The 16,138-nt window shown below is 65.8% G+C and carries 11 protein-coding genes; 1 reads left to right on the top strand and 10 read right to left on the bottom strand.

Translation table 11 applies throughout. The features are described from left to right. Window positions 1-89: 89 nt before the first annotated feature. Window positions 90-1,787 (top strand): ABC transporter ATP-binding protein, encoded by a 1,698-nt coding sequence (locus tag QB898_RS01185; RefSeq protein WP_279523473.1) that lies wholly within the window; start codon window positions 90-92, stop codon window positions 1,785-1,787. Between the two features lie 326 nt (window positions 1,788-2,113). On the opposite strand, the gene yccS is transcribed toward QB898_RS01185, so the two are convergent. The 10 genes from yccS to QB898_RS01135 form a co-directional block, all read right to left on the bottom strand. After that, a complete protein-coding gene (gene yccS, locus QB898_RS01180) occupies window positions 2,114-4,435 on the bottom strand; it encodes a YccS family putative transporter (protein WP_279523472.1) in 2,322 nt (773 codons plus the stop codon). A 138-nt stretch (window positions 4,436-4,573) separates the two neighbouring features. Then, the gene (locus QB898_RS01175) at window positions 4,574-4,822 is read right to left on the bottom strand and encodes a type II toxin-antitoxin system HicA family toxin (RefSeq protein WP_279523471.1); all 249 of its coding nucleotides are present in this window, start codon (window positions 4,820-4,822) and stop codon (window positions 4,574-4,576) included. Next, complete coding sequence (locus QB898_RS01170; protein WP_279523470.1) at window positions 4,819-6,984, bottom strand: ankyrin repeat domain-containing protein; 2,166 nt, start codon at window positions 6,982-6,984, stop codon at window positions 4,819-4,821. The genes QB898_RS01175 and QB898_RS01170 overlap by 4 nt, the downstream gene beginning before the upstream one ends. Window positions 6,985-7,035: 51 nt before the next feature. Continuing rightward, a complete protein-coding gene (locus QB898_RS01165) occupies window positions 7,036-7,221 on the bottom strand; it encodes a hypothetical protein (RefSeq protein ID WP_279523469.1) in 186 nt (61 codons plus the stop codon). Window positions 7,222-7,354: 133 nt separating this feature from the next. Further along, the gene (gene tadA, locus QB898_RS01160; RefSeq protein ID WP_279523468.1) at window positions 7,355-8,719 is read right to left on the bottom strand and encodes a tRNA adenosine(34) deaminase TadA; all 1,365 of its coding nucleotides are present in this window, start codon (window positions 8,717-8,719) and stop codon (window positions 7,355-7,357) included. 237 nt (window positions 8,720-8,956) lie between these two features. Continuing rightward, the gene (locus QB898_RS01155) at window positions 8,957-10,885 is read right to left on the bottom strand and encodes a MacB family efflux pump subunit (protein WP_279523489.1); all 1,929 of its coding nucleotides are present in this window, start codon (window positions 10,883-10,885) and stop codon (window positions 8,957-8,959) included. Between the two features lie 110 nt (window positions 10,886-10,995). Beyond that, on the bottom strand, window positions 10,996-12,204 hold the full coding sequence (locus QB898_RS01150; protein ID WP_279523467.1) for an efflux RND transporter periplasmic adaptor subunit: 1,209 nt from the start codon (window positions 12,202-12,204) through the stop codon (window positions 10,996-10,998). A 387-nt stretch (window positions 12,205-12,591) separates the two neighbouring features. Continuing rightward, complete coding sequence (locus tag QB898_RS01145) at window positions 12,592-13,233, bottom strand: TetR/AcrR family transcriptional regulator (protein ID WP_279523466.1); 642 nt, start codon at window positions 13,231-13,233, stop codon at window positions 12,592-12,594. Window positions 13,234-13,279: 46 nt separating this feature from the next. Then, the gene (locus QB898_RS01140) at window positions 13,280-14,860 is read right to left on the bottom strand and encodes a TolC family protein (protein ID WP_279523465.1); all 1,581 of its coding nucleotides are present in this window, start codon (window positions 14,858-14,860) and stop codon (window positions 13,280-13,282) included. A 5-nt stretch (window positions 14,861-14,865) separates the two neighbouring features. Beyond that, on the bottom strand, window positions 14,866-16,023 hold the full coding sequence (locus QB898_RS01135) for an ABC transporter permease (protein WP_279523464.1): 1,158 nt from the start codon (window positions 16,021-16,023) through the stop codon (window positions 14,866-14,868). Window positions 16,024-16,138 lie beyond the last annotated feature (115 nt).

The raw sequence follows: 16,138 nt of genomic DNA, 5'->3' as shown, positions 1-16,138 counted from the left end.
TCTGAGGCATTCCACGGCGTGCGGCGCTGGCTTGCGCGTGTGGCTTTGCGCATGCCCTGCGCGCCCCATTCACTCTCATTGCCGCGTTCATGAACTCCGCTTCTTCCCGCCTGCCTCTGCTTGACGTGCAGCACTTGTGCATCCGCTTTGGCGCCAAACCCGTGGTGCAAGGGGTTTCGTTTGCCCTTGCGCCGGGCGAAAAGCTGGCGCTGGTGGGCGAGTCAGGCTCTGGCAAAACGCTGACGGCGCTCAGCCTGCTGCGGCTGCTCGATGGCGCGGCCTTGCAAGGGCGGGCGCTGTTTGCCGGGCGCGACGGGCAGGCGCGCGACCTGCTGGCGCTGCCCGAGCGGCAAATGCGCGCGCTGCGCGGCGATGAAATCGCCATGATTTTTCAGGAGCCGATGACGGCGCTCAATCCGCTGATGACCATCGGCGCGCAAGTGGCCGAGGCCCTGCGCCTCAAGCGCGGCCTGTCCGCTGGCCGCGCGGCGCAAGAGGCGGTTGAGCTGCTGGCGAAAACGGGCATTGCCGAGCCGCAGCGGCGTGCGCGCGCTTTCGCGCACCAGCTCTCGGGCGGGCAGCGCCAGCGCGCCATGATTGCGATGGCGCTGGCCTGCCAGCCGCGCCTTTTGCTGGCCGATGAGCCGACCACGGCGCTGGATGTGAGCCTGCGCGGGCAGATTCTGGATTTGCTGGAGAGCCTGCGGCGCGAAAACGGCATGGCCGTGCTGATGATCACGCACGACCTGAACCTGGTGCGCCGCTTTGCCGACCGCGTGGCCGTCATGCAGCAAGGCCGCCTGGTGGAACAAGGCAGCGCCGCCGCGCTGTTTGCCGCCCCGCAGCACCCTTACACGCAAAAACTGCTGGCCAGCCGCCCAGTGCGCGATGTCGATGAATCACCCGCTGGCGACGCGGCGCAAGCCCCCGCGCTGGCCGCGCAGCACGTGCGCGTGACTTACCCCGCGCCGCTGCCGGGCCTGCGCGGCTGGTTCAAAAAAGGGCAGTTCGTGGCCGTGCATGACGCCAGTTTTTGCCTGCCGGCGGGGCGCACGCTGGGGGTGATTGGCGAGTCAGGCTCCGGCAAATCCACCCTGGCGCAAGCGGCGCTGGGCCTGCTGCCTTTCACGGGCGAGCTGCGCGTGGCGGGCCGCCCCTGGCAGCGCCGCACCCGCGCCGACAGGCCGCTGCGCCGCGTGGCGCAAGTAGTGTTTCAAGACCCGTTCTCTTCGCTTTCGCCGCGCATGACCGTGGAAGAAATCGTGGGCGAGGGCCTGCTGGTGCATGCCCCCCACTTGAGCGCCGCCGAGCGCGCCGCGCGCGTGCGGCAGGCGCTGGCCGATGTCGGCTTGCACGAAGGCGGGCAAGAAGGCGGGCAGGACGGCAAAGAGGAAAGCGGCCCGCAAGCCGCTCAAGCCACGCCAGACAGCGCCAGCCGCTTTGCGCATTTGCTGGGCCGCTATCCGCACGAGTTTTCGGGCGGGCAGCGCCAGCGCATCGCCCTGGCGCGCGCGCTCATCGTGGAGCCGCAGCTGCTGGTGCTGGACGAACCCACCAGCGCGCTGGATGTGACGGTGCAAAAACAAGTCATCGCGCTGCTGCAAAAGCTCCAGCGCGAGCGCCGCCTGGCCTATCTGCTCATCACGCACGACGTGGACGTGGTGCGCGCCCTGGCGCATGACGTGCTGGTGCTCAAGGACGGGCAGGCCGTGGAAACCGGCCCCGCCCTGCAAGTGCTTGAAAAGCCGCAGCATCCCTACACGCAAAAGCTGCTGGCAGCGGCGTGAGGCTTTGCAAGGCTTTGTCCAGGGCCTGCTTCAGCCTGCCTGCGAAGCAGATTCGGCGTTTTGAGATTCGGCGCTTTGGCTCTGCGGCGGCCTGCTTATCCGGCTGCATCCGGAAGCAGGCGCGGGCGGCGGGCGGCGCGGCGCCTTCACGCCCACCCGGAAGCATCAAAAACCGGAGCGAATTCAAAGGGCCGGAAACACCCATCTGCGCAGGCTCCACTAGGACGTCTTGCTATGGATAGATGAGCAAAAATCTGCGATGGCGGCCTATGCACGGCCTATTTCCAGCGCATTCCAGCGCGCCTTTGCGCCTCGCGGGCTGGGCGCTACGGCTTCTGGAGCGGCGCGGTTGGCCCGGCTTCGCTGGGCGGCGTCATGCTTTTCAGCATCTGGCGGCAAGGCGCGAGCTGGCGGGTGATGAGCGAGAGCTGCTGCCACAGCACGCTGTTGGGGCGGCGGCCTTGCACGCGCGCGCGCAAGGCGCGTACGCCGCTTTGGATGCGCTCGCTGGCGGCGGCAAAGGCGCTGTCGTCCAGCCCGGGCAGGGCTTGCAGCAGCTGGGCCGTCTGGCGGGCGGTGTCGAAAAAGAGGGGGGTGAAGGCTTGCGCTTCGGGCGCTTGCAGCGCTTGCGGCGCGGCTGCCGCTTCAGGCGTTTCAGGCGCGGCGGGTGAGGGCTGCGTTTGCGGCGGCTGTCCGGCGGCGCTGGCTTCCTGCCGCGCCTCCTGGGCAATCTGGCTGCGGTAAGCGCCCAGGGCGGAGATGTAGCCAATGAGCGCGTAGCTGGTTTTCAGCAGGTTCAGCCCCGCGCCCTGCATTTGCGGGCTGTGGCGGCCTGGCTGGCTGCTCATGTCGGAGATGGCGCTGCTCAAGGCCGCCGCCTTTTCATGCGCCAGGCGGCGCACGCTGCGGTAGGCCACATCGTCGTCCACGCCGTTTTCAAGCTGGCTGATGATGCGTTCCAGATACGCGCCGTTGCTGGCGATGGAGGCGCTGGCGCTGGCAGGCAGGCTCAGGTAGCGCCAGTCGGGCCAGAGAAAGTGCACGGCAGCCCAAGCGATGGCCGCGCCGGTGATGGTGTCGATGATGCGCACGGGCATGGCCGCGTAGATGTCCACCCCCATGAGCGAGAGGCTGGTGAGCGCCTGGATGGTGATGAAGAAAGTGGACCAGCTGTATTTGTAGTTGCGCATCAGGAAAAACAGCGTGGTGGTGAGCACGATGATGCCCAGCTTGGTTTCCACCGTGGGCGTGAACCAGGGCACGACGGAGCCGACGAGCACGCCTGCGATGGTGCCGCCGATGCGCTGGTTCACCCGGCTGCGCGTGGCCGAATAGTTGGGCTGGCACACGAACAGGGCTGTCAGCAAGATCCAGTAGCCCAGATTCAGGTGCAGCAGCTCCACCACCGTGCACGAGAGGGCCACCACCAGCGACAGCCGCACGGCGTGGCGAAACACCGGCGAGCGCATGTTCAGCTGGCCGCGCATGGCGCGCAGGGCGTGCAGCAGCGGGCCGTCTTGCTCCTGGGCGGCAATGCGGGTTTTGTCGGAGTTTTCGCCAAAGGCGGCGTCTGCGGCGCTTTCAATGTGGCTGAGCTGGTAGTCAATGCCCGCCAGGTTGTCCATGAGCCTTTGCAGCGCGTGGAGCTGGTCGGCCCGACCGCCCTGCTCCGCCTGATCCGCCTGTTCCGCCTGGCGGCTTTGGGCATGCACGCGCAGCGACTGCTGGCAGCCCATCATGGCGCGTTGCAGGCGCGCGGAGTAGGCGTAGGGCATGTCGGCGCGCAGGCTGGAAGCCACGTCGCGGCAGGCCTGCCCCTGCAATTCCAGCAGGCGGTGAATGCGGAAGATGAGATCGGTGTTTTTCAGGCTCTCGGCCAGCTCGCGGTAATCGGCATGCGTGGAGCTGATGCGCTCATGCACGTCTTGCGCAATGAAATACAGCCGCAGCATGCGCGCCGTGCGCGGGTGCCGGTGCTGGCCGCGCATGCGGTAGAACAAGGCGCTGCGGCACTGGTTGAAGGCGTTGATCACTGCCGTGTTCTGCCGCGCCAGCGCCAGGCGCGGGCCGTCTTCCAGCCACTCGGCCTCGTCGGGGTCGAAAAAAGCGGCCTTGGCGTCGAAATACCCGCCCAGCTCGGCAAAAGCGGCGGCCATGCTGTCTTGCACGGGCCGGTGCGGAAAGACCACGTGCAGGCACAGCGTGACGCTGCTGTACAGCAGCGTGCCGCACAAAATCAGCAGCGGGTTCAGAAACCAGGGCGTCTGCGGCGCATAGGCCAGCGTGGTGTAAGTGGCCACCGCCAGCGCACCAAAGGCAATGGTGCGGTAGCGCAGCCCCAGCGCGCCCAGCACCGTGAACAGGAAAGTGAGCGCCGTCATCGTCACGATAAACGGCAGCCCCGTGCCCAGCATCGTCTGCACCAGCAGCGAAGAAAAAGAAAAGGCCAGCGCCGTCAGCACGATGTTTTGCACGCGCCCCGTCAGCCCGTTGTCCAGATCGACCAGGCCGCCCGCAATCACGCCCAGCACCAGCGGCATCGTCCACGCGGGCTGCCGCACGGCCCACACAAAGCCGCAAGCCAGCATCACGCAGCAGAAGATGGGCAAGGTGGCGATGACTTTGGAATTGATGGCAGGCGTGCGCATGGCGTGGGAGCACGCCGCCAGCGGCTGGCGGCGCAAAAAGGCGCAGATTGTGCGCCTGGCGCGCGCCAGCTGCGCTGGTTTTCGCCGCCGCAAACTATCGTTCCCGAAGCCCGCGCCGCGCGGCAAATCTCAAATCAATCAAAGCTCACCCGCCATGTTTTCCAGCGCCGCATCCAGTCTCGCCTGCAGTCTTTTGATGTCCCGCTGAATATTCATTAGGCACCGGTGATCGCTGGGCGTCATGGAAAACGTCACAAACGCCCGTCCAGAAGGATGGTAAAGCTTCGCATGTCTTCCTCTTTTGACCGTCCAACCCATTCGGACCATTTTCATGATGAGCTGGTTGATAGTTTTATCCATGCAAAAAGTAGCAGAAGATCGACTCACTTCCCATCTTTCTGTCTTCTGTTTTGCATGAATGAGACAATGGCGTCATTTCCATGATCAATGGCGACCCATAAAGCATCCCTTTTCTCGAAAGGGCCTGGCACAAGCAGCGTCTGATCCGGATTCCCGCCATATGCCAGTATTTCCCTGAAAAGAGCCAAATCGCCTATTTCAGCCGCAAAAAGCGTCGGGCTCCATTCAAAACTGTTATAAGGCACATGGTAGCGCAGATTGACATCAGCGCCCGCCTCCAACAAAACATGAATCACGGCCCGGCAATCATCAGGCGAGGGCAAATAATGCGCACAAACCGCCTTCCATATTTCCGTATAGCGCCCGGCCCCGAATGATTCCATGCGGCGAATCATTTGCATCGCACGAAAATACGCCTTCTGGCAATCAAAAACCACGCCTTGTTTGGCTTCATGCGATCCAACCGGGCCGTATCCCGCCAGATATTGCGCCTGTATTTCTGGCGTGATGCCGCCTTGCCTGGCTTCATTGAATTTGTGCATCGCATAAAGCAAGGCCGAAGCCGATTGATAGATGGGCAAACGGATATCCGCCCCAAGTTCAATCAGCCTTTCCACGGCCTTTGCATGACCCATGTCAATGGCCAGCATCAGAGGGCAATCTTTTTCAGTTGAAGCAATCCGGTTCACTGTTTCCGGTTTCAGCGGCAGTGACAGGAAATAATCCATGATGGATGTATCCCTGGTTTGTTCCGCATGACGCATGGCATATATCAGAGGGTTTTCTCCCGATTCAGGAATGAATTCATCGGGATTGGCGCCATTTTCAATCAGTTTTTTCACGTCCGCCAAAGAACTGCACGGAATGGCATTCATCAGCGCCGTTCTGCGCGTGCGGCCCTGCGCATGGGCCGTTTTTCTCGCTGGCGCTTTCATGGATTTGTTTTTCATGTCTTCCATTTCATCGAAAGTCATGCACTCAAATGCTGGCGGAACGCGAAGTTTCGCCTTCCTGTGTGGAAAATCATGCTCGAATGCCAGGCTCAAGGAACGCATTTGCTGTTCATCCAGTTCACGCTTGGGGCCACGGTTCAGCCCCAGCATGAAAGAGCGGTCCCAATAAGCCCTGGCGGCCACTTTATCGCCTGTGCCGACCGCATATTTCAGCGCTTTGTCAAGCAATTCACTCTGAACCGGGCCGGTCCGCCACCACGCGACATCAACCGCTCTGCCCAGAAAATTCATCACCTCCTTCACATTGTCCTTCTGGTCAGCCTGCAAAGCCGCTTCAATATTTTCTTCGCACTGCGTCCATATAGGATTCGGCTTCATCAACTCCCGCATGATTTCGGCCCGCTTCCGGGCGGAATCTTCATTGCGCAAGTCGTTCATTTTCTGGATAAAGGCAGGATTTTCCATGCCATCCAATGCCTTGAGCAACTTTATTCTTGCTTCTTTCGGATCCCAGGGCGATGTTCTTCTTTCCAGATAATCTCCAATGGAAGCGCGGATTTGCGGCGACAGGGATTGAAGCGCACGCGCCATATACAACCAGCCTGCAAGCCGCGCAACATCCGGCATTCTGGCCGATTCGCCCAATATGTCCCCAACCTTCTTGCGCAATGGATAGCTCATGCTTTCCATTGGGTGGCACTGCTTCCAGCGCTTAATGCTGCGCGGGTCTTTTTCAACGGCGCATTCAATATCTTTCAGCGCGCGCTTTTGCCCGGGCAAGGAAGAGGCCAATTCAAGCCAGGCCTGAAATGGCCCCGCCGCCCATTCACGGGCATCTCCTCCATTCTGCATTTTTACGGCATGCAGCATGAATTCCGCCAGAAACGGAATAATGAAATACTCTTCAAACAGGCTGCGCACTTTTTCTGACTGGGAACGGCTGGCATCCACTGTTTGCACGACATGCTGGATAATATGGCAAAAATTCTCCCATTCTGGAATGATAAAATTCCAGCCTTCCCCGCATTCCCGCACCACCTCTCCGAAAAATTTTCCCTGGATTTCTTCCAGCAGCTCATAAAGAGTTCCCTGCCGATTTGCAGGTTCCCTGAATAAATCATCCAGATTTTTATCCAGCCCTTTTTCTTCAATGAATGGCCTGAAACCGGTTGCCGTAATCAATGCGCGCAGCGCTTCGCCCAGGCGAGGAAATGGGGTTTCAATTGTGCTTTGCATGATATTTGGGCAGGGCCGTTTCCGCACTGCCCTTCTCCTTTCCTGTTTTTTTTACCTGGAACTCTTGCCCTTGGAGCCAGATGCTTTAGCCGTATTCTTGGCTGCCGCGCTCATGGCACGAGCGGCAAAGCTTTTCTTGGCAATGCCGCCATTTCCGGCCTTGGCAGTTGCGCTTTGAATGCGCGCTGCAGACGCAGCAGTCATTGGGGTGGCGGGTATTTGCGGTTTCTTGTTCATGAGATTTCTTCAGTAGCGCATCAAAAGCGATGCGCCGCGAATTGGAGCAGGAAAAAATCAATCTGCCAGACAAGCGCACCGAAACTTTTTTGTTTTTTTGCGCGGCGCAGCCGGAAAACCGGGAAAAACGCGTTCAGTCTTTGGCCCATTGCGCGGGCTGCGCCAGCCGCGCCAGCGCCAGCTGTGCGATTTCGCGCCCTGCCGTGGCGCAGCTGAAGTGGCCCGCGCCGGGCAGGGGCAAGGGCGGCGGCGCGCCCCGCACGGCGGCTTGCAGCGCGCTCATGGCGGCGGGGCCGTAAAAAACATCGGGCATGCCGCAAATCAGCAGGCTGGCGCCTTGCCAGCGGTTTTGCCAGAAGGCGCGCAAGTCAGGCTCATGCCCGCCATCGGCCAGGCGCGGCAGGGCGCGCAAGGCGGCGCGGTGGCCGCTGTCAGGGAAAGGGGCTTCGCAAGCGGCTTGCTCGTCAGCGGGCAGGCGCGGCAGGCGCGAAAGAGGCAAGCGGGCAGGCGCGCCCTGCCCTGCCCCGCTGGCCTGCGCCGCTGGCGCAAAGCCGGTGTTGATGGCCAGCAGCGCGGCGTAGCGCTGCGGCTCGGCGGCGGGCAGCGCCAGGCCCGCCGCGCCGGCCGTGCCGTGCAAGGCCAAGGCCACGCGGCGCACATCCAGCTGGCGCACCCATTCGATGAGGATTTGCCGGTGCCAGGCCAGGGTGTGGGCGCTTTCTTTCTTGGGCTTGTCGCTGCGGCCAAAGCCGATCAAGTCAGGCGCGATCACGCGGCAGCCCGCCGCCAGCCACTGGGCGGCCATGTGCCGCCACAGGTGGCTCCAGGCGGGCGCGCCGTGCAGGCACAGCCAGGTGATGGGCGCGTCGCGCGGGCCTTCGTCCATATAGCTCAGGCGCAAGCCGCCCAGGGCGGGCAAGCCGCTTTCGGCATGGCGCGGCCAGGGATCATCGGGCAGATGGGCAAAGCGCGCGGGCGGCGTGCGCAGCGCGTCTTGCCGCAAGGGGGCGGCGTTGATGCGGCGCGGCCTGAAAAAGCCGTGCAGCGCAGCGGCGCATTCGCCCGCCAGCACGCCGCCGGTGACTTGCGTTTGATGGTTGAGTGCGGGCTGGGCAAACAGGTTGAGCAGCGAACCGGCCGCGCCCGTTTTGGGGTCGGCCGCGCCAAAAACCACGCGCGCCAGCCGCGCGTGCAGCATGGCCCCGGCGCACATGGCGCAAGGCTCCAGCGTCACATACAGCGTGCAGCCTTGCAGCCGGTAATTGCCCAGCGCGCGCGCGGCCTGGCGCAAGGCGGCGATTTCGGCATGCGCGCTGGGGTCATGCGCGCCCACGCAGGCATTGCCAGCAGCGGCGATGCAGCGCCCGTCCTTGACCACCACCGCGCCCACGGGCACTTCGCCGCGCGCTGCCGCCTCATGCGCGGCTTGCAGGGCCAGGCGCATCCAGCGGGCGTCTTCAGACGTTTCGGCAGGGGCAGCTTCTGGGAACTTGTTCATGATCTGGCCGGGAGGGGCAAAAGAGCGGACCGGGATGGGCCGCGAAACGCAAGCCGCAGACGGGCCTTCGCCGCTTCTTTGGCTGGCTGCTCACGGCTTTTCCCGTTTGGCGAAGCCTTGCCCTGCGCCGCATCGGAAACAGGAGCAAATCTGAGTGGCCCAAAATGCCGGTCAGCGCAGTTTCCACTAGGACATCATGCTATGGATTGAGGAGCGGAAATATCTTGTGCCCAGTGCTTATTGCCGCGAGAGCGCGTCAATCGGGTTCAGGCGCGCGGCGCTGCGGGCGGGCCAGAAGCCAAAGGCCAGGCCGATGAAGGTGGAGCAGGCCACGGCCAGCACGATGGCGTTGGCGGAGAACACGAGGTGCACTTCGCTGGAGAGGCGCTCCAGCACCCAGCCCAGGCCAAAGGCCAGGCCGATGCCCAGCAGGCCGCCCAGCAGGCAGACGAAGACGGCTTCGATGAGAAATTGCTGGAGGATGTCGGCCTGGCGCGCGCCCACGGCCATGCGGATGCCGATTTCGGGCGTGCGCTCGGTCACGCTCACCAGCATGATGTTCATCACGCCGATGCCGCCCACCACGAGGGCGATGACGGCAATGGAGGAGATGAACACCTGCATGGTGAAGGTGGTTTTTTCGACCATTTCGCGCACGGTGTCGCTGTTGCTGGTGAAAAAGTCTTTGCTGCCGTGGCGGCGCGTGAGCAGCTCGGTGATTTGCTTTTCGGCGTAGTGGGTGGTGTAGCCGTCTTTGACGCGCACGGAGATGTCTTGCAGCACCTGGCTGCCGGTGAGGCGCCCCATGACGCTGGTGTAGGGCAGCCAGACGGTGTTGCCGGAGTTGAAGCCGAAGTTGCTTTTTTCCTTGGCGGTGACGCCAATGATGCGTGCGGGCACGCTGCCCAGCAGGATGATTTGGCCCAAAGGGTTGCCGCCGCCCGGAAAGAGCGTTTTGCGGGTGTTGTCGTCGATCACGGCGTCCAGCGCCAGGTTTTTGACGCTGTTTTCGTCAAACAGCACGCCGGCGGCCAGCTTCAGGCCGCGCACTTCGAAGTAGCTGGCGGCCACGCCTTCGACGGTGGCCGTTTTTTCCAGATTGCCCATGCGCAGGGTGACGCTGGTTTGCACTTGCGGCGTGGCGCTGTGCGCGTAGGGCTGCTCGGCCAGGGCCGTGGCATCGGCGGCGGTGAGGGTGCGGATGGCACCCGCGCGCCGGTCGCCAAAGCCGCTGCCGGGAAAGATGGTGATGGTGTTGGTGCCGATGGAGCTGATGTCCGAGAGGATTTGCTGCTTGGCGCCTTCGCCGATGGCATTGACCAGGGTGACGGAGACGATGCCGATGATGATGCCCAGCATGGTCAGCAGCGTGCGCATGCGGTGCGAGAGCATGGCGTGCAGGGCCATGCGCGCCGCTTCGCGCAGGCGCATGAGCCAGGCGGCCAGGCCCGCTTTGGGCGGCGGCGCTTCGCTGGCGGGCGCGGCAGGCGGCGCGGCAGCGGCGCTGTCGCGGGTGATGCGGCCGTCGGCAATTTCAATCACGCGCCGCGCGTAGGCAGCCACCTTGGCATCGTGCGTGACGAGGATGATGGTGTGCCCGGCGGCATTGAGTTCCTGAAGAATCTGCATGACCTGCTCGCCCGTGTGGCTGTCCAGCGCGCCGGTGGGTTCATCGGCCAGCACCACGCTGCCGCCGTTCATGAGGGCGCGGGCAATGGATACGCGCTGCTGCTGCCCGCCGGAGAGCTGCCCGGGCTTGTGCGCCAGGCGCTCGCCCAGCCCCAGGCGCTCCAGCAGGCGGGCCGATCGCGCGCGGCGCGCAGCCGCGCCCAGGCCCGCGTAGATGGCAGGAATTTCCACGTTGTCTTGCGCCGTCAGGCCCGTCAGCAGCTGGTAGCGCTGAAAGACGAAGCCGAAATGCTCGCGGCGCAGGCGCGCCAGTTCATCCGGCTGCATGTCGCGCGTTTCGCGGCCCAGCACCTGGTAGCTGCCGCGCGAAGGCTGGTCCAGGCAGCCGATGATGTTCATCAGCGTGGATTTGCCGGAGCCGGATGGGCCGACGATGGCCACCATCTCGCCCGCGCGAATCGTCAGGTTCACATCCTTGAGCACGGCCACCGGGCCGTCGCCCGCCGGAAATTCGCGCGTGACGCCGCGCAGGCGCATCAGCGGCGCGCCCGGCCCGCCGCCATTCGCTTTTTCCGCTTTTTCCGCGCTTTCTTTCCCGCTTGCTTCCCCGGCTTGCGCCAGGCGGTGTTCGGTCATGGCGCGCTCCTTCAAGGCCCCATGGGCGGCGGCCCCATTTCCACGCTGACGGCATCCCCGGCCGGCGTGGCCTCGCCCGTGATCACGCGCTCGCCTTCTTTCAGGCCCTCCAGCACCTGGGCATGCACGCGGTTGTTCAGGCCCACGCGCACCAGGCGGGTTTCTTCGCGCTGCTCATCGCCCTCGCCCGTCAGCACGCGCACGGCGTAGCGGCCTTCGTCATCTTTGGCGCCCAGCGCGCTGGCGGGCACGGTGAGCGCGCCCTGCACACGGTCCACCACGATGTGCACTTGCGCCGTCATGGAAACGCGCAGCACGCCGTCCGGGTTGGGCGCGTGCAGGATGCCGTTGTAGTAAATGGCCGTGGCGCTGGCGGCGGATGTGGCCGACGCGCTGGTGTCGCTGCTGCCGCTTTCATCGGCCGGCGGCAGCAAGGCGATGGCTTTCAGCTCGGTGGCGTAACGCTTGTCCGGCTCGCCCAGCAGCGTGAACCAGGCGGCCATGCCGGGCTTGACGCGGGGCACATCGGCCTCGGAAATCTGCGCCTCGATCTTCACCTCATCCAGCCGGGCGAGCTTGACGATGGTGGGCGTGGACATGGCGGCATTGACCGTCTGTCCCTGCTCCGTCACCACGGCCACGATGGTGCCGTCCATGGGCGCGGCAATGCGCGTGTAGCCCAGATTGGCGCGCGCCGTCTGCGCCTTCAGGTTCGCCTGCTCCAGCTGGGCGGCGTTGGTTTTCAAATCGGCCTCGGCGGCGGCCAGCTGGTTTTGCGCCGACTGCAAATCGGCGCGGGAGGTGGCGTCCTTGGCCATCATCTCCTGCTGGCGCGCCAGGTTTTGCTTAGCCAGCGTGAGCGCCGCCTGCCGCGAAGCGCGCTGCGCCTTGAGCGACTCGATGCCCGCCAGCTCGTCACGCAAGGCGTTTTGCTGCGTGGTGTCGTCAATCTCGGCAATGAGCTGCCCTTTTTTGACCACATCGCCCACCTTCACATGCAGCGCCTTGACCTGCCCCGTGGCCTGCGCGCCCACATTCACCTGCCGCAGCGCGCGAATGGCGCCCGTGGCCAGCACGGTGTCTTCCAGGTCCTGCTTTTGCACGGGCGCCGTCACCCACTGCGGCGCAGGCGGGCCGCCAGAAGTCTTCCACCACCAGAAGGCTGCGCCCAACACCAAGGCCAGCGCCAGCCAGCCTCCTGTTCGCCAAGATTTGCGCATCAGTAAAAACCCTGTGTTGCCCATAAAAGCGCGCGAGTGTACCGAGCGCGCTTTGCGCCTCGGTAAAGAAATAAGGACACCTGTTCCAGTCTGTCCGCGAGGGGCGGCAAGGAGCGGCAAGCGCGAACCGCAGGCAGGTCTTGGCATGCGTTTGCCGGAAGTCGCTTGCAACCTGCCGCAAGGGAGCGGGCGCAAATGGCGGGCGCAAATGGCGGGCGCAGCGGCCATGCCGGAAAGGGGAAAAAGCGGATGAAAAGCCTGGGCAAAGAGCTGAATCAGCTCCTTGATTCATAGCATCAGGTCCTAGTGGAACGTGCGCAGATGCTACTTCAAACGCCCTTGAATTCGCTCCTGTTTTTGATGCGTCTGCCAGGCGCTGCCGGTCCGTCAATCCATGCGGGCGCACGCGATGCGCAGCGCTTCGCTGGCGGGCAGGCCCAGCGAGAGCAAAAGCAGCTCGGTGATGTCGCTGCCAATGCGGCGCGGCGAGGCGCCGCTTTGCTGCATTTGCGCGAAGCCGCCCAGCACGGCGCCGGCCACCAGCACGGCGGCGGTGCGGGCCTGGCCGGGGCGCAGCGTGAAGCGGCCGCTGGCGATGCCTTCGCGCAGGTAGCGCATGGTGGGGCCGTGCCATAGCTGGGCCAGCGGGGGCTGGGTCAGGCCGTAGCGCAGGATGAAGCGTGCCCAGTGCGGCTCGTCGCGCGCGCGTTGCAGGTAGTGGCGCACGCCGGCGGCCAGGCGCATGGCGGGGTCGGGTTCGCCGCTCATGGCGCGGTCGATGCGTTCGCTCATGTCGGCGCACAGGCGTATGACGAGCTGGCCGAAGAGGGCTTCCACGGATTCCAGGTTGTTGTAGATGGTGCCGCGCGCCACCTGGGCGGCGGCGGCCAGTTCGCTGATTTGGACGGTGGCCGGGTCTTTTTCGGCGAACAGCCTGAGCGCGGCCTGGTGAATGCGCTGCTGCGCGGCGTTCAGCGGGGGGCAGCGGCCGGATGCTGCGGCGGCAGCGGCGGATGGAGTGGCGGGCATGTTTTCTGTTTTCTTGCTGCGGAGCGGGTGCGCGGGCGGGCGGCTTTCACCAGCCGCCGCCCAGCGCCTGGTAGAGGCGGATGCTGGCGCTGGCCTGCTGCATGCGGGCCTGGGCGAGGGCGTCGTCGGCTTCGGCCAGCTCAAGCCGCGCCTGCAAGGGGGCGTCGCGCTGGCGCTCGCCGGCCTGGTAGAGGGCTTGCAGGCCGCTGGCGCGGCGGGCGGCGCTTTGGCGGGCGGCTCGCAGGCTTTCAACGCGCGCGTCCAGCGCGGCGCGGGCGGCGTAGGCGGCTTCAACTTCTTGCAGCGCGTCGAGCACGGCGCGGTCGTATTCGGCCACGGCGGCGTGCAGGCGCGCGTCGCCCGCCCGCGCCTGCGCCTGCAAGCGGCCTGCGGTGAACAGGGGCAGCGAAACGCGCAGGCCGATCAGGCCGCCCGCGCCGCTGGCGCGGGGCAGGCCGCTGAAGTCCAGCCGCCCTTCGTTGCCGAGAAAGACGATGCCAAAGCTGGGCAGCAGTTCGGCTTTCAGGCTTTTGAGCTGGGCGGCGCGCGCCTGCACGGCCTGCTGGCGCGCGCGCACGTCGGGGCGGCGCGCCAGCACGCTGGAGGGCAGCTGCCCGCTTGGCGGCGCGGGCGGCTCGGATGGCTCGGGCGGAGCGGCGGTTTCGGATGCGGCGGCGGCTTCAGGCGCGGCGGCTGGCGCATTCGGCACATCCGGCACATCCGGCAGCAGCGCGGCCAGCGCGGCGTCGGGCTGGCCTGGAGGCTGTCCGCAGAGCGCGGCCAGGCGCTGGCGGCGGGTGAGCAGCAGCGCCTGCAAGGCGGGGCGGGCGGCTTGCAGCCCGGCCAGGCGCGACTGGGCGGCGGCCACGTCGGCGGCGCGGGCCTGGCCTGCGGCCAGGCGCGCCTGGGCGTAGCTGTGCAGCTGGGCGGCGGTGGCCGTGGCGGCATCCAGTATGGACAGGCGCTGGGCCAGGGCCAGGGCTTCGCGCCAGTTGCTGGCGGCTTCGGCGGCCACCAGCATGTGTGCGCCGTGCAGGCGCTCCTGGGCAATGGCGGCGGCGGCCTGGGCGGCGCTGGCATCGGCGCGGCGGGCGCCGAACACGTCGGCCTCCCAGACGGCGCCCACGCCAGCGGCCAGGCCCCGCGCGTCGGCTGAAGAAGGCAGCGCGGCGCTGTAGGGCGGCGCCAGCGTCCGCCAGGCGCTGGCATTGCGCCAGTCGGCCGTGCCTGCGCCAGCGGCGGCTGCGGCCACGGCGGTGGGATACAGGGCTGATTCGGCCACGTCGGCCAGCGCGCGGGCGGCTTGCAGGTTGGCCTGCGCGGCGCGGATGTCAGGGCTGGCGGCCAGGGCGCGTTCGATCAGCGCGTTCATCCGCGCGTCGCCCCAGAGCCGCCACCAGCGGCCCAGGTCTTGCTGCGGCCCGTCAGCGGCTTGCGCGGCGGGGGCAGAAAAAGCGTCCGGCACGCGCGCCTGGGCGGGGGGCGTGTGCACTTTCAGCGCTTGGCCGCAGCCGGCCAGCCAGGCGGCGCAGGCCAGGGCCAGCAAGGGCGCGGCGCGGCGCGGGGAGCAAAGAGCGCGGGGAGCACGAGGAGCGCGGGGAGCGCCTGAGGCGCGAAGAAGGGGCATGGCATTCATCCTTGTCGGGCGAGCATGGAGCGAAAGCGCGAGACGGCCAGCGCCAGAAAGAGCGCGCCGGAGACGGCGATGCCCGCCAGCTGCGGCGCGATGGCCCGCACGCCCGCGCCCCGGTAGATGACCGCCTGCGTGAGCGACACGAATTGCGTGGTGGGCAGCCAGCGCACCAGCTGCTGGAGGGCGGGCGGCATGGATTCCACGGGCGAGGCCGCGCCCGAGAGCAGGTAGGCGATGGCGTACACCGGCACCACCAGCAGCCCGAACTGCGGCATGGACGGCGTCAGCGTGGCCAGCCACATGCCCAGCGCCGTGGCCGAAAACAGATACAGCGCCGTGGCCGCGCCGAACAGCAGCCAGGAGCCATTGACCGGCACGCCCAGCCCCAGGCGCACCACGCCCCACAGCGAGAGCAGGGCCGCCGCCAGAATGACCAGCCCGTTGGCCGCGATCTTGCCCAGGGCGATTTCGCTGGCGCGCACGGGCATGACCAGCAGATGCTCGATGGTGCCGTGCTCGCGCTCGCGGATGACGGCCGCGCCCACCAGCACGATGGCCAGGATGGTGACGTTGGTGGCGATCTGCATCACCGAGGTGAACCACGCCGAATCGTTGTTGGGGTTGAAGTGCAGGCGGCTTTGCACCCGCAGCGGCAGCAGCGCCTGCGCGCTGGCGCCGGGGCCGCGCAGCCAGGCCATCGTTTCCTGCAGAAAGATTTGCTGGAAGTAGGCCGCGCCCAGGCTGGCCTGCGTCATGGCGGTGGCGTCCACCAGCACCTGCACCGCCGGGCGGCGGCCCGCCAGCGTGTCGGCCTCGAAGCCGGGCGGAAACTGCACCACGAAGATGTACTCGCCCGCATCCATGCCCGGCGCAGCCTGATCGCGCGCGATCAGCGCCGGCGGCTTGAAGTGGGGCGGGCGAATGGCGTCGCGCAGCCGCAGGCTCAGCGACGAGCGGTCGTCGTCCACCACCGCCACCGAGGCATTGAACACGTCGGCGCGAATGCCGTGCGCGATGCTGACGATGGCGAAGGTGAAGGCAAACACAATCAGCGCCACCAGCACCGGGTCGCGCGCCAGGCTGCGCAGCTCCTTGCCCGTGAGCAGCCCCACGTTCAGCAGCCAGCGCCCGGCGGCGCTCATCCAGCGCGCACGCATGACGCGGCCCTCAAAGCCGGGCGGGCACAAGCGGAGAAAAAAGCGGGCAAGGCATGAAAAGGCATGGCGTGGCGCATCAATAAAAGGAGCGAATTAAAGGGGTCTAAAAACGGCA

Source organism: Ottowia cancrivicina (assembly GCF_029813755.1).
Lineage (GTDB): Bacteria > Pseudomonadota > Gammaproteobacteria > Burkholderiales > Burkholderiaceae_C > Ottowia > Ottowia massiliensis.
The sequence above is the reverse complement of the archived record's forward strand: the minus strand, read 5'-3'. Positions and strand labels throughout refer to the sequence as shown.